Genomic DNA, 18238 nt, shown 5'->3' with positions numbered 1-18238 from the left:
GTTAGAATTGGGAGAAAAAATGAAAACACGGTTTAAGATGTATAAAAATGGGAAACTTTGGTGTTATGCGGCAATTGCTTTTGCGGCGGTCACTATGGGAAGCACAACGCTGGCGCATGCGGATAGTGATACAGCTAGTCCTATCACGGCAAGTATGATGTCGCAGAGGCCGACTGAACAAAGCCGGCAAACAACGTCGCCGGTCGCATCAACTAACGAAGTGCCGGTGGACCAAACAACCACCAATAACGACGTCAATGCCAACCAGGGCTCGCTGGATCACGTGCAGGTGACGACGGATACGAAAACGGGGACAACGACTTTAAACGCCACTGGTTGGCAGGTTGCTGGGCAGAGCAATCAGGAACGTTACCGGTACGCGATCTTGTACGACAATACGATGAACCGGGAAGTTGATCGGCAACGGGTTACTCCGGTCGACCGGACCGATGTTCAGCAGGCTTATCCGCACGTGGAGAACAGTCTGCACGCCGGCTTCAACGTTAACTTCACGTTGCCAAGCAATTTTGCCGGGCATTCACTCAGTGTGATTGCGCGGTATAGTACTGATGCACTAAATGGGGAAGGTCAACACACCGATTATTGGTTTGCGCCAGTGGTGATTGATAACCAGAACCGGGCTTCCCTGGACTCAATCACTAATGATGGTCAGGGGAACGTCGTAGTTAGCGGTTGGCATGCCTCTAATGTGGCATCTGGAATGAAGTATCACTACATTATTGCCTACGATTCTACCACTGGTCGAGAAGTCACTCGCCAACTCGTCAAAGCAGGCCAAACCCGTGCAGACGTTTCCAGAGCCTTTCCGATGATTGGTAATGCTAGCAACAGTGGTTTTAAAGTGCAGTTTAAACTGACGTCACAATACGCGCGGGATAACATTCAATTTGTTAGTCGGTGGACCAACGACCCGGCTGGCAATGGTCAGGCGGTCGATTATTGGTTTAATATTTCACGGCAGAACCGCGGTCACCTTGACCAATGGGATTTGAGTGATGGCTCTTTACGGGTGAGCGGTTGGCATGCGGATGATGCAGCGATTTTTGAACCTTACCACTATTTAATTGTTTTTGATAACACGACTGGGCGTCAGGTGGCAGCGATTGAGTCGCCAACGTCAGCTTCAAAAGATGTGGCGCGGGTCTATCAAGATACGTATTCAGCGGTTCAGTCCCGGTTTAGTGCGGATTTTAAGACCTTAAACTTAACACCGAATCATTCTTATTCTCTGGTGAGTCGGTATTCGACTTCTGCCAAGGGTAATGGCAACGATGGTGTGCACACTGATTACTGGTATGCAGCCCAGCAATTAAATCAGCATGCTTTCAATGTTGACCATTGGACAGCCAAAGGAAATCAGTTAACCGTTTCCGGTTGGATGATCAATGATGCGTCATTAACTGATCAACTCCCATTTGTGATTTTAGTAGCGGATGGTCATGAGATTGGTCGTCAACGGGTCACCTTAACCTTCCGTCCGGATGTCGCCAAGGTTTACCCAGGAATTTACGATAGTCAGGTCAGTGGATTCACAGCTACGTTTACGATTCCTAATAACGTCCAAAACAATCTGAATTTGGTGTTCCGGTTCAGTAACGCTTCGAATGGTGAAGGACAGCATGCGGACATGTGGAGTCCAGCCTACGCTGCTAATGTCGGAAGCATTGATAGTGTGAATACTAATGGTAATCGTCTGAATGTCTCTGGTTGGCATGCCGCGGAAGGAGCCTTAAATAAACAGTATTCATACTTGTTTGCGATGGATGCCCTTACTGGTCAGGAGATTGCTCGTTGGCAAATCTCAGATAACTTATCACGTGGCGATGTTCAAAAGGCTTATCCTTGGTTGTGGGATAGCGGTCAATCCGGTTTTCAGGTGAGTGTGGGAATTCCAGATAGCTTAACGAATCGCGAAGTTCGGTTTATGCACCGGTACACGAATGACGCTACTGGTAACGGAAATAGTGCGGATTACTGGAGTAACGACATTTATTACTTCAACCCAGACAACTATGCAATGGCTGTGAACCAATTTGTGACAATTCTTGATCCGGCCAATTCGCGAAATTCACTATACACTGTTTACTTTGGCAATGATGGACGGATGGTCCGGGGATCCCGAAACATCAATGGCCATTGGTACAACATTGATGGGAATAACGGGAAGGTTTACAGCTTTACCCAACGGGTGATTGACTGGTTCCGCAATCGTCGTCACCACCTCACTTATTCAATGTACGGTTCACGAAATGGACGTGATGGCACCGCTGACTGTTCTGGTTCAATGACCCAAGCCCTTCGTGACGCCGGTGCCTATCCATATGGCGCCCTTTACAATACGACAACGATGCACCCGTATGTTGCTGGTAATGGTTATTACCTTGCTGGCCAAGGACGTGGGCGAATGCAAGTTCAATATGGTGACATCGTGATTTGGGGTGTTCGTGGTTACAGTACTGGTGGTGCTGGTCATACAGTGATCGTTTCTACCTATGGTAATGGGGACCGAATTAACTGTATTTCTACCTGTGGCTATAATCACCACCAACCAGGTGAAGCGGTTCAAGAATTCAATTACTACAGCTACTGGGCGAGTGATGGTTATCCATACCAATACATTTACCGGCCATATGATTTGTCTCGTGCCTAGGTCACAGAATTGTGAAAAATAATTGAATTTTTTAGTATGATCGGTAACATTATTAGCTGGTAATACTCAGCAGTAGTGAACGAATGTTGATAATGAAAAATCATCAAGCTCCGAATTATGGTGCAACCCCATAGTTGGGAGCTTTTTTGGAGGAGCAATTATGAAAAAACGTTATAAGTTATACAAACGGGGTAGGCAATGGTGTGTAGCAGCCCTGACTTTTGGGACGCTGCTAGTGGCGGGATCCTTCTTGCCAAGTCAAGCCCACGCAGCAACGAACGAACCGGCTGCGACCTTGACGAGCACGACGCAAACCACAACGCCCACAACGACTAACCAAGTCACCAATGAAGTTCCGGTGGACTCGACGACGGACAACCAGACGCAAACCAACGCCGGCCACCTCGACCAAGCCACGGTGACGACTAACCAGGATGGGCAGGCGACTTTGCAGGCGAGTGGCTGGCACGCGACTGGTCAAAGCAACCAGGAACGCTACCGGTATGCAATCTTGTACGATAACACAACGAACCGGGAAGTCGCCCGTCACCTGGGCAATGCCTTGAACATGACGGGATGGAGCCTGGATTCGTTGAAGAACCAACTGATTAACCGGCACCTGGTCGTGGTTTGGCAGGGCCACATGCACGGCTTTGGGACCCACGCAATCACGCTGACCGGCTTTGACGGCAGTGGTTTCTTTTACAACGATCCATGGACGGCGGAAAAGAATGCTCATGTTGATTTTGGCACCTTTGATTACCGGTGGCGGACTGCTCCAGCGATCCGGGGAGCGCTGAGCTATTCATAAAATTGTTAATATCCGATGACATTTTGATAACAGATCTGTCTTTTTTTAACGATTGTGTTAATGTAGTTGCTGGAGTCTTGAAATTTTTATGAATTATTTGCGAATTGATAAAGGAGCGTTAATTTAAAATAATGGAGATCAAGAAGCGTTTTAAGTTATACAAGAGTGGTAAGTTATGGTGCTGTGCCGCGTTGGTCGCTGCCGGATTAGCCTTTGGTAGCCAATCAGTAGCCCACGCCGATACTGACACGACGAATGCGAACGACACGACCCAAGTGGCTGAAGCCAATACGGCAACGGTCCGCGTAGCATCGTTAGCTACGAACACCAATGTCGATGGCGTGGCCAACAGCAAAGTGCAAAGCACGAATTTTTCGTCGACTACCACGGTAGATAACAAAATGCCAACTGACACCACGACGACGAATAACCAGACGACCGCCAACCAAGGTCACTTGGATGGCACCACTCTCTCCAGTGATCCTACTACTGGCCAAGGACAGTTAACGGTGACTGGCTGGCACGCCACTGGGCAAAGCAAAAACGAACAGTACCGTTACATGATCCTCTACGACAACACGACCGGTCGGGAAATCGAACGGCAAGCCATCGCACCACAACAACGGAACGACGTGCAAGCTGCTTACCCCCACATTGCCGGAAGTGACTATGCTGGTTTTGACGTCACCTTTACGTTACCTGCTGGTTTGAGTGGCCATTCACTGAGCGTCATTGATCGTTACAGCAACGATCCGTTGCATGGGGAAGGTTCGCGGACCGATTACTGGTTTGGCCCAATTTACATCGAGCAAGATAACCGCGCTAACTTGGACAACATTAGTTCTGCTGATGGCAAGGTCACCGTTTCTGGTTGGCACGCTAGCAACCAGGCAATGGGTAAGAAGTACCACTACATCATTGCCTACGATTCCACCACTGGTCGGGAAATTGCCCGGCAGTTAGTGACGAACGGTGTGTCCCGTAAAGATGTCGCCGCTGTGTACCCGAACACCTTTAACGCTGCTAATTCCGGCTTCAACGTGACCTTCACGTTGACGAGCCAATACGCGCGTGATGACATTCAATTCGTGAGTCGGTGGACGAATGATCCAGCCGGCAACGGGGCGAACACGGTCGACTACTGGTTCAATCCAGTGACCAAGAACAACCGGGGAAGCTTGGATTCCTGGTCCATTAGCAACGGTAATTTACAAGTGAGTGGCTGGCACGCGGATGACGTTTCCGTTTACGAACCTTACCACTACCTGATCGTCAAGGACCAAACCACGGGTCAAGTGGTTGCTGCCCATCAAGTAGCTCTGCAAAGTTCTGCCGATGTGAAGAAGGTCTACCCAGACACTACAACAGCGGGACAAGCCCGGTTTAACTATAGCTTTAGTGGCTTGAACCTGACGCCAGGTCATACTTATGTCTTGATTAGTCGCTACTCACAATCTGCTACTGGGGACGGGAGTAACGGTGTCTACACTGATTACACTTACCCAACGATACAAGCGGACAGCAGTGCCTACAACATTGATTCCTTAACCCGGAACGGGAATACTCTGCAGGTCAGTGGTTGGTTTGCTAACAGCGCTTCAGCAAGTCAAAACCACCCGTACGTCATCTTGATCCTCAATGGTAAGGAAGTGGGTCGGCAAGCGGTAACCTTGACCCAACGGACGGACGTGGCCAACGCCTACCCACACTTGTACGGCAGTTTGTACAGTGGTTTCAACACGAGTTTCAATATTCCTACCGGAAGCACCGGTGACTTCCAATTAGTCCTGCGGTTTAGTAACAACGGCACGAATGGGGAAGGCAGTCATACCGACATCTGGTCATCAACTTATGCAACGAACGCCGGGAACTTTGATAGCATTAAGGTTTCCACAAATTCGGCGACAATTTCCGGGTGGCACGCCGCTTGGAACACCAGCGATAAGCCATACCAATACATCATCGCGATGGACGCTTCTACTAATACAGAATTGCAACGGTGGAACATTGCTGGGACTTCCGGTCAGACGCGGAATGACGTTGCGAAGGCCTACCCCTACATTCCAGGCAGTGACAAGTCCGGCTTTACCTTGACGATTTCTAACATTGATAACTTGAAGGGTCACACTGTGAAGTTCATTCACCGGTACACCGATGATGCTGCTGGTAATGGCAACTACGTTGATTACTACTCATCACCAGTTAATATGACGGTTTACAACGCCAACATGTATGCCAACTCGATCAATGCCTACATTGCTAATAACCACATTGGTCATGCGTCGATCCAGACTGACTACGTTATTCCGGCCGTTACTGGCGCTTACAGTGCCACCGGTAACGGGAAGCCAAACATGATCGTGGTTCACGAAACGGCCAACCCGAACGACAGCATCTGGGGCGAAATTAATTACGAAAAGAGTACGTATAATAACGCCTTTGTTCATGCCTTTGTCGATGGCAATAACATTATCGAAATCTCCAGTACTGATCGTGAATGTTGGGGTGCCGGTCCACAAGCTAACCACCGGGCGGTGCAATTCGAACAGGTGGAAGTGCACACGGCCAGTGAATTTGTCCGTGAACTCGTCAATGCCGCATATTACACGGCTTACAACCTAAAGAAGTACGGCTTGGAACCAACCTTAGGACCAAGCGGTTCAGTTTGGTCCCACCACATGGTCAGCCAAAACCTTGGTGGTACTAACCACACTGACCCAGATGGTTACTGGTCCACGAACGCTTCGATTTTCTTTGGTACCCATTACACGATGAGTGACTTTATTGAATTAGTGAAGTACGAATACAACCAACTGTAATTTTGAAAAGCGATGTTGCCTGAGGCAGGATCGCCTTTTTTATCCAGTGTGATTGGTCAAGGGTTTACCGAAAAAGCTAACTTAGATCAAATCAGTATCCAAAATAACCAGTTAACGGTGAGTGGCTGGTTGGCCTCATATTAATAACCGCGGCAAGGATACCAACCACTACGTCATCTTGCTGGAGCAAAACGGTCATGAGATTGCCCGGCAAAATGTTGCCGTGGGTTCTCGTCCGGATTTGAAGAATGCCTATTATTATTTATATGGTGCTGACCAATCTGGGTACAGCGCACAATTTAGTCATTGATAATGAAAGTCTGAAAAACGCAATTGCTAATAACGAACCCATTACGGTCATCTTCCGGAGTACGGCCTTGACGGACGGTAACAGCGACTACAATGATTACTGGTTTGATGGTCAAAAATTAAGCTAAATGAAAAGAAATGCCGCTCAGGAGTTTGGTTCCTGAACGGCATTTTAAGTTTTAATTGTCACTGGCGGCATCAATCGCGTCTATCAGCGCGTAGCGCACCCGATGTTTTTCAAGTGCTAGAACACCACGAATAGTAGTGCCACCTGGTGAGGTGACCTGGTCACGCAAAGTGGCGGGGCTAAGGCCCGTTTGTAATGCTAATTTTCCGGATCCAGCGACCATACTAGCAGCTAATTGGTAAGCATGTTCACGATCCAGACCGTGTTTGACGGCGGCGTCACCGAGGGCGTCCATCACCACATCAATAAAGGCCGGGCCACAACCACCCACGGTGCCGACAATATTGAGTTGATCTTCCCGGACCTCGATTAAGTTACCAAGAACTTCGAAAGTTTTAGTAATCAGCTCATGGTGTTGTTTAGTATTTTGTCCCATGGTGATACCAATTGTCCCAGCATTAACGGTCACCGGGATATTTGGAATAATACGAATCCAGGGATGATTAGGCAAGCTTGCTTCCAGGTCCGTAAGCTTCACCCCAGCCGCAGCAGATACCATGATGACTTTAGCTGAAATCAGTTTAAATTGTTTAATGACACTTAAGGTGACCGGAGCAGGAGTAGTGAAGACAAGTAACTCCGGTTGCCAGCCAATTAACTCGTGAGCTTCATGAAAAAGTGGTAACTGATGGGCTGCACAAAATTGTTCTACCCGTGGGTTTTCCGGGTTCAGCACGGCTAATTTTTGGTGATCATCATTGAGCCACCCTTTAATCATTGCGGTCCCCATGTTTCCCGCGCCAATGACACCAATTTTCATCTTACTCATCCTCATTACTCATCCTCAACTTCGTTTGCTAAGCGGACGTACGCACCATTGATGAAACCACGGCTTTCGTCTTGGTACCAAGTGACACCATTTTCGTCTTCCATGCGACCGACCAGTATAAGGTCTTGACCATTGGCAACGGTATCGGTGGACTTACCATATGGGTAATCGTAGGTATAGAGGTGGCCTCCCTTGAGGTAGTCGACCGTGGCTGGCACTTTATTGAGTGGCAGCACCCGCAGGTCGGCAACGGGGCCATCCTTGACCGGTGGTTCCTTGGCAAAGGGGTCCTGGTGAACGATCTTCATCGTGTTGACGTCGAATTTGATCCAGCGGTCAGCATTGACTTCGTACCAAAATTCAGCCTTGGTTGTGGCAACCCGTTGGAAGGAGCGGACGTACATTTGACCAGGGAGCGGGTTATCAATAGCCATTCCTTCGACCCGATCATATTGGACAGTTGGTTGTTCCAGGTAGAGGTACATATCAATGTCCTCGATTTCACCCCAGCCCTTTTTCCGGTAGTAGAAATGGACGTCCTCCTGACTGCCGTCGAAGGTGCCGGAAGTTTTCCCGGTGGTTTTGACTAATTTGTATTGTGGAAAATCTTTTTTGACAACGGTATAGCCATCATTTTCGAAGCCCCGGACTAATTGGGGCACAATGATGTTGCTGCCCGAGTCGATATCCAGGTAGTAGACCCAAATTGGGCGACCAGTTTTTAAAGTATTCATGAGTTTCAGCTCCATTAATTTTTGATTGATTATCCTTAGTATACCGCGATTGCGGTGGGGAAGAGAGTAATCTTAATAATCTTAATTGAAAGCTAGAAATCTGAAAATGGGGTAGAATCTAATTTAAATATAGGTTTTGAAAATTGGAGATGATTTCCACGGTGTAATTGATGAGTACTTAGCAGATTGTAAAGCCGAAGGAGGAACCCCGCAGATATCTTATAAAGGCACGTTTAAGGTTCAAGTTACCCTAGAACTACATCGTGATCTAGCCTTAGCAGCCGAAGAAAAAGGTGAAAGCCTCAACAAGGTGGTCGGGGAAGCGTTGAGGGAATACCTGCATTCTTAGTAAAAAGCTCGTCTCAATTTGAGACGAACTTTTGTTGTTGAGCTAGAAATGGTATAATGCTCCCATTAAAAATTGAGGAGAGAATTATGAATCGTCAACGTCAACAAATTCACAACATGACGCGGCGGACGTTATTAATTGTCTTGATTGTTATTCAGGACTTCCTACCATTTTTGGGGAATATTCCGTTGGGGCCGCTATCCATTACTACTTTGCCGATTACTGTGGCGGTGATTGCCGTCGTCTGCGGACCGCTTGATGGAGCCATCGTCGGCGGTGCCTGGGGAATCCTGACCTGGGTCCGCGCCTTCGTCTATCCAAGTAGTGCCTTAGCACCACTGGTGTTTACGAATCCGGTGATTGCTGTGCTTCCGCGGATCCTCGTTGGCGTGGTTGCCGGTTACGTCTTTCTTGCCTTTCGTGGTCACAAACCACGGTTAGCGGCCGGGGTTGCCGGTGCCTTAGCTTCGCTAACTAATTCACTGTTAGTCTTGGGTGGGATTTTCCTGTTTGCTAATACGCCGGCCGTGGCGGCAGGTTACCACGTCCAGCAATCCGGCTTAGCAGTTGCTCTAGCAACGATTTTAGGCACTAACGGAATGGCAGAATTAATCGTCACCGCCATTGTCGTGCCATTAATCGCGGTCCCATTGTTAAAACATTTGAATAAATAAGAAAAAGCTTCGCCATTACCGACTGGGTAATAAGCGAAGCTTTTAGTATTTACGAGTTATTTGCTAACTTGATCTGTGGTTTGATCTTCAGCCGGTGCTGAGTTTTTAGCGACCACCTTGATCTTGTCACCATTTAATTCAGCTGCCAAATCGTGAGCATCGCTGTTATCAAGCACCACATCAGCGATTTGGTCTTCGATTTGTTCTTGGATGACCCGACGGAGTGGCCGTGCTCCCATCTTCGGGTTGTAACCCAATTCGACGAGTTTTTCATCGACGTTTTCTGGAACGTCAATGTGGAGCTTGCGGTCAGCCAACATGTTGTTGACATCGGCGATCATCAAATCGACGATCTTCATCAGGTCGTCCTTGGTGAGGGCATTGAATTCAACAATGTCATCGAACCGGTTCAAGAATTCTGGCTTGAAGTAGTTGGTTAGCTTGTCCATGACGGAGGAAGCATTCCCAGAAGCTTCAGCACCAAAACCAACGCTAGTAACCGCATCGCCGGATCCGGCATTGGAAGTCATGATGATGATCGTGTCCTTGAAGGAAACGGTCCGTCCTTGGGAATCAGTCAACCGACCATCGTCCAGGATTTGCAGGAACATGTGCATGACATCTGGGTGCGCCTTTTCAACTTCGTCCAGTAGGATGAGGCTGTAAGGGTGGCGCCGGACTTGTTCAGTCAGTTGACCAGCTTCTTCGTAACCAACGTAACCAGGAGCAGCCCCGATTAACTTGGAAGTCGATGTCTTGTCCATGTATTCGGACATGTCAAAGCGGATCATCGCATCTTTAGAACCAAAGAGTTGTTGAGCTAATTGCTTAGCGGTTTCCGTCTTTCCAACCCCGGTTGGGCCAACGAAGAGGAAGGAGCCAATTGGCCGACCAGACTTGTTCAGACCAATCCGGTTCCGCCGGATGGCCCGGGCAATCTTATCAACGGCTTCACTTTGGCCAATGATATGTTCGTCAAGCTTCTTGTCGAGGTCCTTCAATTGGTTTTCTTCCTGTTGTTGAAGGTCACCAACTGGGATGTTGGTCTTTTCTTCGACGATGTCTTGCATATCCTTAACGGTCACCGTGGCTTCATCTTCAACCTTGTTTTCTTCAGCTTCCTTCTTGGCCTTCGTCAGGCGGGTAACTTGGTCACGGTAGAAGGCAGCCTTTTCGTAATCTTGGTTATCCACCGCTTGTTGCTTGTGAGCTTCAGCCGTATGGATTTCATTTTCAATCGCTTCAGGGTCGACATTCTTGAGGGTCAAGTTCTTCCGGGAACCAGCTTCATCCAAAAGGTCGATAGCCTTGTCAGGCAGGAACCGGTCTTGGATGTACCGGTCAGATAACTTAGCCGCGGCGACGATCGCGTCGTCAGTGTACTTAACGTGGTGATAATCTTGGTAGCGGCCCTTGATGCCATTCAAGATTTGAATGGTTTCTTCGACAGATGGTTCATCCACTTGGACTGGTTGGAACCGCCGGGCCATCGCGCCGTCCTTTTCAATCTTGCGGTATTCGTTAAGAGTGGTGGCCCCAATTAATTGGAAGTCTCCACGGGCCAAAGCTGGTTTCAAAACGTTCCCAGCATCCATGCCGCCTTCGGCATTGCCGGCGCCCATGATTTCGTGAATTTCATCAATAAAGAGGATGATGTTCGGGTTCTTGGAAACTTCTTTAATTAATTGTTGCATCCGCTTTTCAAATTGGCCCCGGATCCCCGTTCCTTGAACGAGGGAGACTACATCGAGCCGGATGATTTCCTTGTTTTGGAGCTTTTCAGGCACGTCACCGGAAACAATTGCAGTGGCTAATCCTTCCACGACCGCGGTCTTCCCAACCCCGGCTTCACCAATCAGAACCGGGTTGTTCTTTGTCCGCCGGTTGAGGATTTCGACAACCCGCTTAATCTCGTTGTCTCGGCCAATGACGGGGTCGATCTTACCTTGCCGGGCCAGGTCGGTCATGTTAATTCCAAATTGAGCGAGCATACCGCCCTTACCATTCCGGCCGCCACCTTGACGTTGGCCTTGGGCCGCCCCAGCGTTGCCAGCGGCTTGGCTTTGCATGCCGTTTAAAGCGTTCATGAAGTCTTCCATATTTCCAAAGGCAAATCCACCGTTGTTCATATCATTTCCTCCATTCATCAGATTCATTTGCATATTACTAAATTTTTCATAACAGTTTTGACAGAGGTCGACCTGCATCTTTTGTCCATTAACCATCATTTGCAGGTGAATGGTAGCAGGATTTTCATGACAGTTTTGACATAGCATTGTCGGATTAATACCTCCTCACACGTTTCCTAAAAAAGTTTGACCTTTCTTGACTATTGATTATCATTATACTTACTTTTTTTCAGAAAGCAAGGAAAAATCGCAATTGGTGTTAACGGCGAAAAACCTTGCCATGATTAGGTTGAACGCGATTTTGACGTCGAACCACCTAAATAAATTTTAGCACTCTTTATCAATGTTTGCTAAAAAGCGACTAGTTTGATCAAAAAAGACTATGATATTATAGGTAAAGAGTGTAGGGAGATGATCAAATGGCGGATAATGATTTTACAGCGCAACTTGACCAATTACATAATGGTGAGATCGCAGAATTAGTGATTCACCCAGCTGAGTTCTTGGAATTCCAGAAGGTCTTTCAAGGTTACCAGTACCGGTCCCAAATTGAAGGGGACGCCAAACATGGTGGTGAAATTCACTATCATCTTATCAATGATTAAGTCAGTAATAATTTTTCGCTTGTATTTACCGCTTACAATCGCTATAATAAGACAAAGTAAGGGGCTGTTAACGCTGCCTCGCTATACATTGTTCTAAGGAGAATGATTATAATGGAAAAACGTGATTTTACTGTTACTGCTGAAACTGGGATTCATGCACGCCCTGCTACTATTTTAGTTCAAACTGCTTCCAAGTTTACTTCAGACATCACTTTAACTTACAACGGTAAGAGTGTTAACTTGAAGTCCATCATGGGTGTAATGTCCCTTGGTGTTGGCCAAAACGCCGAAGTAACGATTTCTGCTGAAGGTGACGACGAAAAAGAAGCCATTGCAGCAATCGAAGAAACGATGAAGAAGGAAGGACTGGCTGACTAATGTCCCACGTACTCAACGGCATTGCAGCTGGGGGTGGCATTACCATCGCGCCAGTTTATGTCATGGGGGCATCCAGTCTAACCGCACCTGCAAAGGTGGCAAGTGATGAGGATCACGAGGCTAAACGGCTTCGTGATTCTTTTTCTTTCACGCGTCAAGAGCTGGTCAAAATTGGTCGAGAGGCCACGGATGAATTTGGTCATCCGATTATGACGATTCAGACCTTATTGACCATTCTCGATGATCCAGAAATCCGCCAATTGGCGCTCGACATGTTAGCGGAGAACCGGTGGACCGCTGAATGGACGGTCGAGCAATTAGTCGACCAACTCAAACGGTTGTCCACGGTTGCTGCTAGTAGCCCGTTTTGGGGTAGTGCAGTAACGGACCTCGGGCAACGGATGCTGAGTCACTTGCTTGGTGAACCGATTCCTGACGTTGCCAAGTTGGATCACCGCGCTGTGATTGTGGCTCACGAAATTAGCCCGACGCAAGTGGTGCGGTTTGACCGCCACCTGGTGGCCGCAATTGTGACCGATCTAGGTGGTGCGACGTCCCATTTTTCATTATTATCAGAAGAATTCGCGATTCCGAGCGTGGTGGCGACCCACGAGGTGACCAAGTACGCCCACGATGACATGGTCGCGATCGTTGACGGCGTCCACGGCAAAGTCATTCTCCAACCATCTCCGCAAGAAATTGATGAATATCAACAACTGGCGGGGGAACACGCGCGTGAAAATCGTGATTTAGGCAAACTGAAGCACCAAGAAACGCGGAGTACGGATGGCCAGCGCATTCGGGTAGCGGCCAACATTTCGTTACCAGATGAAATTGATGAGGTCGTCCAGAGCGGTGCCGAGGGTGTGGGGCTCTTTCGGACCGAATTTATGGCCTTAGAAAACGGCCAAGTGGCCTCAGAGGATGAACAGTTCCGCGCCTATAAGCGGGTGGTCACCACCATGCCGGAACAACTAGTTGTCGTCCGAACCCTCGACTTGGGCAACGATAAGGTCATCAATAACGATGCCACGGACCAAGAAGCCAATCCGGCTTTGGGAGTGCGTGGCCTGCGACTAGGCCTTCAGCAAACCACCTTGTTGCGGACACAAATTCGGGCCCTGCTAAAGGCCTCGGCTTACGGTAAAATCGCAATTATGTTTCCAATGGTGACGACGGTGCATGAATTTCTTCAAGCCCGCCAACTGGTTGACGAAGAACGCCAACACCTGCTCCAACAGGGGCGGGTGGTTGCCGAAAATATTCCTGTCGGCATGATGGTGGAGACCCCGGCGGCCGTGACGATGGCGGACCAGTTTGCCTTGTATGCTGATTTCTTTAGCATCGGCTCTAACGACCTTGCCCAATATATTTTTGCCACGGACCGGTCGAATCCAGACGTGGTCGACCTTACTAACGGCTTGCATCCCGCAATGTTACGGTCAGTATTGCACGTCATTCGACAGGCGCATACCGAGGGTAAGTGGGTAAGCTTATGTGGAAACCTGGCGGCCCGCCATGTGGCAGAACCATTACTTCTGGCAATGGGGCTCGATGAATTTTCGGTCCCAAGTGACCATGTGTTGCCACTCCGCCACCTGGTGAGTGGCCTGTCGGTTCGGCAACTCCAACCGCTTTTGCACCAGGCGTTGAACTTAGAAAATGCGGAGCAGGTTGAACAATTAGTCCGCAAAAATTTACCTGATTTATACCAAAATGAAGCTTAACCATTATAGGGACCCCCTTCACGGATTTTCCGTGAGGGGGGCTTTGACTTGCGAGGAGCCACGAGAAAGTTTAAAATGATTAGAATGTATAACGATGAAATACGCTGAAAAAGGAGAATTTCGTTTGAATATCGGACTGTTTACAGATACATATTTTCCACAAGTAAGCGGCGTGGCGACTTCCATTAAAACCCTCCGGGATGAATTAATTGCCCAGGGCCACCACGTTTACATTTTTACTTCCTCTGACCCCCGGGCGACGGATAGTCCGGCGGATGGTATCTATCGCTTTCCGAGTGTGCCTTTCGTTTCGTTCAAGGATCGGCGGATTGCTTTTACTGGTTGGTTTAAGGTCCTGCGGATTGCCAGAAAGCTCCAGTTAGACATTGTGCATAACCAGACTGAATTTTCTCTGGGGGTGATGGGCAAGTTCGTTGCCAAGGAAATGGGGATTCCTTGTTTACATACCTACCACACGATGTATCAGGATTACCTGCATTATATTGCCAATGGCCGGATTCTTAAACCAAAAGATGTGGCTCGTTTGGCCCACTTTTACCTAAAAAACATGTCAGGAATTGTGGCACCGAGCGAACGAGTCTTGGATGTGCTGGAAAGCTATCACGTTGAGTCTCCGATCCGCATTATCCCGACCGGGGTGAACTTGCGGGTTTATGAGCTACGTGATACCACGGCCCAGAAACAGGCGCTTCGGAGTCAGTATGGGTACCAACCGGACACCCCAGTGATGTTATCGCTGAGTCGGTTGGCCTTTGAGAAAAATATTGGTGGGCTCATCGCCGCCATGCCCGATATTATTGCTCAAGAACCACGGGTTCAGTTATTGATCGTTGGTGACGGTCCGGCCCGGGCGTCACTAGAGCGTCAGGTTCGGGAAATGAATTTACGTGACCACGTGACCTTTGCTGGCCAAATTGATAACGATCAAGTACCGCATTATTACCAGATGGCGGACGTTTTTGTTTCAGCCTCTGATTCAGAATCGCAGGGTTTGACCTATGACGAGGCGTTGGCTTCGGATCTCCCAATTGTCGTCCGGCGAAGTGAGTATACCGACCAGTTAATTGATGATCCGGGGATTGGGCTCAGCTTTCAAAAGCGGTCAGAGCTTGTGCAAGGGGTGATCAATTATTTGCATAATCCGCCATCGCCTGAAGCGACGATCAAGCGTCAGCAAAAGCTGCACGATATTTCGGCAGCCGTCTTTGGGCGCCGGGTGATTGAATTCTATGAGGACTGTCAAGCACAATTAAAGAAAGAGCAGGCGTTGACGCCACGTCATCACCATGCCTTTCATCGTTCAAGGAGATTCTAATGTTAAAAATCACGATGTATTCTTCTGCGGACAAGGTTAAGGGGCAGGGGGTCGGTAGTGCCTACCTCGAACTCGTGAAGATGTTACGGCACCGGTTTGCTGACCAATTTGACATTGCCATTAACCAGTGGCGAACGAGTGATATCAGTCACTACCACACCATTGACCTGCCATTTTATTTCTCCACCTTTTCAAAAAAGCGGGGGCGCAAAATTGGTTACGTCCATTTTCTCCCGGAAACGATGGAGGGGAGCTTAAAAATTCCCCAACCATTCAGGGGGATTTTCTATCGTTACATTATCGCTTTTTATAAGCGGATGGATCACATTGTGGTCGTTAATCCGTCCTTTATTCCCAAATTGGCAGCTTATGGCATCCCGGAAGAAAAGGTGACCTACATTCCTAACTTTGTGGATAGTGATAATTTTTATCCAGTGAATGCTGACCGGCGACGGCAGTTACGGCAAAAGTACCATGTGCCACAGGATAAGTTTGTGGTGTTTGGTAGTGGTCAGGTGCAAGAACGGAAGGGGGTCCCTGATTTTATTCGGCTGGCCCGGCAGAATCCTGAGATCCAATTTATTTGGGCAGGGGGTTTCTCGTTTGGTGCGATGACGGATGGCTATAAGGAACTTAAAAAAGTAGTTGAGAACCCACCGGCTAACTTATGGTTCCCTGGGATCGTTTCTCGGCAAGAGATTGCGGAATTGAATAACGTGGCGGATTTATTTTTGCTGCCTTCGTATAATGAATTGTTTCCGATGTCAGTTTTGGAAGCTTTCTCTTGTGGAACCCCAGTCATGTTACGGGACCTTGATTTATACCATTCCATCATTGATGGATATTATGCACCGGCTGCGGATGTTGATGAGATGCAGCGAACGCTGACGGAGTTAGTACATTCGCCAGCGGAGTTGCAGACGCTAAAATCTAAGGCGGAACAAGCCGCCCACCGTTATTCGAAAGATCACTTGGCACAAATTTGGTTCCAGTTCTATACTGAGCAGGCAAAGGAGAAATAAGATGTCAAGAAAGAATTGGTTAGTTTTGATTCTCATGCTCTTGCTTGGCGGGGGGATTTTTGCTTATTCGCTTCGTGATACCAACCTTCACGAGATTAGTCATGATATTGCCACCATGAACTGGGGCTGGTTTTTAGTGGCGGTTTTGTGTATTTGCCTGTATTTGGGGCTCGAAGGGGTCACAGTTAAAATCTTTATGGCTAATCGCTACCCGAGTTTTACCTGGAAAGATGCACTCCGGTTGCCACTGATTGAACAATTATTTAATGGCATTACTCCCTTTTCGACTGGTGGACAACCGGCCCAATTGGTGGCAATGCTTCAGTCGGGGGTTGATGGCGGCATTGCCAGTTCCGTTTTGTTAATGAAGTTTGTTGTCTTTCAGTCCATGATTGTGGTGAACTTTATCATTAGCATTTTGATCGGCTTCCACTACATTGCGGAAAAACTGCATGTGTTATCGTTGCTGGTGATATTTGGCTTTGTGATTCACTTGAGTGTGATTGTCGCCTTGCTAATGGTTATGTACTGGTATCGATTTACAAAGCATTTGATGAACCTGGTGATTAAACCGGTTAATTGGTTTGTGCCGACTGAACGTTATGAAAGCATTAAAGCTTCCTTAAATGAGAAGGTTGACTCTTTCTACCAGGAGAGTCTTAAAATGAAAACTGAATATAGAAAGTTAGCTAAGGTGGCGGGAGTAACATTACTGCAACTCTTGGCATACTATATTATTCCGTATTTCATTCTGTTATCATTAAACATTTATGGGGTCAACCTCGTGATGGCGATGAGCTTGCACACACTGATTTTTATGATTATTTCTTTATTTCCAATCCCAGGGGGGACTGGAGGTGCGGAATACAGTTTTGCAGTTCTTTTTACGACCTTTACCAGTTCACATAGTAAGTTGGTTTTGGCCATGTTATTATGGCGGATTTTGACTTATTACTTCGGCATGTTTGCTGGAATGTTCGCATTAATTGTTAAACCAGATAAAGTTAAAAATAGTATGGGAGTTTAGTCGCACTAAGCTCCTTTTATTTAGGAGAAGTGTATGATCCATTCAAATTTACAAAAAATTATTCAGCGCCTCGATGCCATGGCGATGGATCAAAGTAGTGACCAGCAGGTCCGGGAGTTTGCCCAATATGGGGTTCCAGTTTGTAAGGTTACTTACCGGCAAAGTACTGGTGAATTTTTAGTTGAGCGGTATGATCCGGAGCAAAAGCTGACTTTTGATAATTTAGATTTAGCAGCGATTGAGATTTATGAATGTCTGTACGATTTCCACTTCTCATTTTAAACCGGATAAAGCTGTTTAGTTATTCAGAGATGTGACGGTAATTTCGAACTTCTAATGGTCTCCAAAGTTGATTGTCCAGCTTTAGAAAAAAGTTCAAAAAGATTGCGAAAGTTTGTTGACAACTGTTAGTAATCACTGGTATATTATTTATCGTTGTCACGGCGGTTATCAGTAATCGCTGCTGATCAATCAAAGTTATCAAAAATAATGGTTGACAAGTTCTTCATGTTTTGGTAATATCTATAATCGCTGATATGATTTGTTCATCAGCATGGTAGACCTTTGAAAACTGAATAAAGTTTCGACGAATCAAATGTGTAGGGTCTTTGATCGTAAGATCAAAGCAAAACATTTGCGAAGTCAATTTCGCTTTAATTTATTTTGAGAGCTATCTCAAATTCTTATTTTA

16 protein-coding genes are annotated in these 18238 nt (G+C 47.4%); 13 read left to right on the top strand and 3 right to left on the bottom strand.

Translation table 11 applies throughout. The features are described from left to right. Positions 1-19 precede the first annotated feature (19 nt). The 4 genes from NFR43_RS00075 (at position 20) to NFR43_RS00060 (ending at position 6738) form a co-directional block, all read left to right on the top strand. Entirely contained in the window at positions 20-2671 is a 2652-nt protein-coding gene (locus NFR43_RS00075; protein ID WP_251545297.1) for a peptidoglycan amidohydrolase family protein, read from the top strand. Between the two features lie 160 nt (positions 2672-2831). After that, a complete protein-coding gene (locus NFR43_RS00070; protein ID WP_251545295.1) occupies positions 2832-3482 on the top strand; it encodes a KxYKxGKxW signal peptide domain-containing protein in 651 nt (216 codons plus the stop codon). A gap of 131 nt (positions 3483-3613) precedes the next feature. Beyond that, a complete protein-coding gene (locus tag NFR43_RS00065; protein WP_251545293.1) occupies positions 3614-6301 on the top strand; it encodes an N-acetylmuramoyl-L-alanine amidase in 2688 nt (895 codons plus the stop codon). A 248-nt stretch (positions 6302-6549) separates the two neighbouring features. Beyond that, a complete protein-coding gene (locus NFR43_RS00060; protein WP_251545291.1) occupies positions 6550-6738 on the top strand; it encodes a hypothetical protein in 189 nt (62 codons plus the stop codon). Between the two features lie 51 nt (positions 6739-6789). Here the strand turns inward: NFR43_RS00060 and proC are convergent, their stop codons facing one another. Together proC and NFR43_RS00050 are read right to left on the bottom strand one after the other, a co-directional pair. Beyond that, positions 6790-7566, bottom strand: coding sequence for a pyrroline-5-carboxylate reductase (gene proC, locus NFR43_RS00055; RefSeq protein WP_251545289.1), 777 nt, complete (start codon positions 7564-7566; stop codon positions 6790-6792). Between the two features lie 5 nt (positions 7567-7571). Continuing rightward, a complete protein-coding gene (locus NFR43_RS00050; RefSeq protein ID WP_251545288.1) occupies positions 7572-8300 on the bottom strand; it encodes a MucBP domain-containing protein in 729 nt (242 codons plus the stop codon). A 136-nt stretch (positions 8301-8436) separates the two neighbouring features. Between NFR43_RS00050 and NFR43_RS08540 the strand changes: the two genes are divergently transcribed. Next, positions 8437-8649, top strand: a complete 213-nt coding sequence (locus tag NFR43_RS08540; protein WP_407658112.1) for a toxin-antitoxin system HicB family antitoxin — start codon at positions 8437-8439, stop codon at positions 8647-8649. Between the two features lie 86 nt (positions 8650-8735). Then, positions 8736-9323, top strand: a complete 588-nt coding sequence (locus NFR43_RS00045; protein ID WP_251545287.1) for an ECF transporter S component — start codon at positions 8736-8738, stop codon at positions 9321-9323. A 56-nt stretch (positions 9324-9379) separates the two neighbouring features. Here the strand turns inward: NFR43_RS00045 and NFR43_RS00040 are convergent, their stop codons facing one another. Beyond that, on the bottom strand, positions 9380-11599 hold the full coding sequence (locus NFR43_RS00040; RefSeq protein WP_251545286.1) for an ATP-dependent Clp protease ATP-binding subunit: 2220 nt from the start codon (positions 11597-11599) through the stop codon (positions 9380-9382). 272 nt (positions 11600-11871) lie between these two features. Here NFR43_RS00040 and NFR43_RS00035 point away from each other — a divergent pair, with 272 nt between their 5' ends. The 7 genes from NFR43_RS00035 to NFR43_RS00005 all read left to right on the top strand — a co-directional run bounded on the left by NFR43_RS00035 (position 11872) and on the right by NFR43_RS00005 (position 17829). Further along, positions 11872-12057, top strand: coding sequence for a hypothetical protein (locus tag NFR43_RS00035; protein WP_251545285.1), 186 nt, complete (start codon positions 11872-11874; stop codon positions 12055-12057). A gap of 111 nt (positions 12058-12168) precedes the next feature. Then, positions 12169-12435 carry a phosphocarrier protein HPr gene (locus NFR43_RS00030; protein WP_251545284.1) on the top strand — a complete coding sequence of 89 codons (267 nt, stop codon included), beginning with the start codon at positions 12169-12171 and terminating at the stop codon, positions 12433-12435. Then, complete coding sequence (ptsP, locus tag NFR43_RS00025) at positions 12435-14162, top strand: phosphoenolpyruvate--protein phosphotransferase (RefSeq protein ID WP_251545283.1); 1728 nt, start codon at positions 12435-12437, stop codon at positions 14160-14162. The genes NFR43_RS00030 and ptsP overlap by 1 nt, the downstream gene beginning before the upstream one ends. Positions 14163-14286: 124 nt before the next feature. Beyond that, positions 14287-15498 (top strand): glycosyltransferase family 4 protein, encoded by a 1212-nt coding sequence (locus tag NFR43_RS00020; RefSeq protein ID WP_251546156.1) that lies wholly within the window; start codon positions 14287-14289, stop codon positions 15496-15498. Further along, on the top strand, positions 15498-16520 hold the full coding sequence (locus NFR43_RS00015) for a glycosyltransferase family 4 protein (RefSeq protein ID WP_251545282.1): 1023 nt from the start codon (positions 15498-15500) through the stop codon (positions 16518-16520). Before NFR43_RS00020 ends, NFR43_RS00015 begins: the two co-directional genes overlap by 1 nt. Position 16521: 1 nt before the next feature. Continuing rightward, positions 16522-17547, top strand: a complete 1026-nt coding sequence (locus NFR43_RS00010) for a lysylphosphatidylglycerol synthase transmembrane domain-containing protein (RefSeq protein ID WP_251545280.1) — start codon at positions 16522-16524, stop codon at positions 17545-17547. 33 nt (positions 17548-17580) lie between these two features. Then, positions 17581-17829 carry a YkuJ family protein gene (locus tag NFR43_RS00005; protein WP_251545278.1) on the top strand — a complete coding sequence of 83 codons (249 nt, stop codon included), beginning with the start codon at positions 17581-17583 and terminating at the stop codon, positions 17827-17829. Positions 17830-18238 lie beyond the last annotated feature (409 nt).

It is taken from the genome of Limosilactobacillus caecicola, assembly GCF_943192935.1.
Taxonomy (GTDB): domain Bacteria; phylum Bacillota; class Bacilli; order Lactobacillales; family Lactobacillaceae; genus Limosilactobacillus; species Limosilactobacillus caecicola.
The sequence above is the reverse complement of the archived record's forward strand: the minus strand, read 5'-3'. Positions and strand labels throughout refer to the sequence as shown.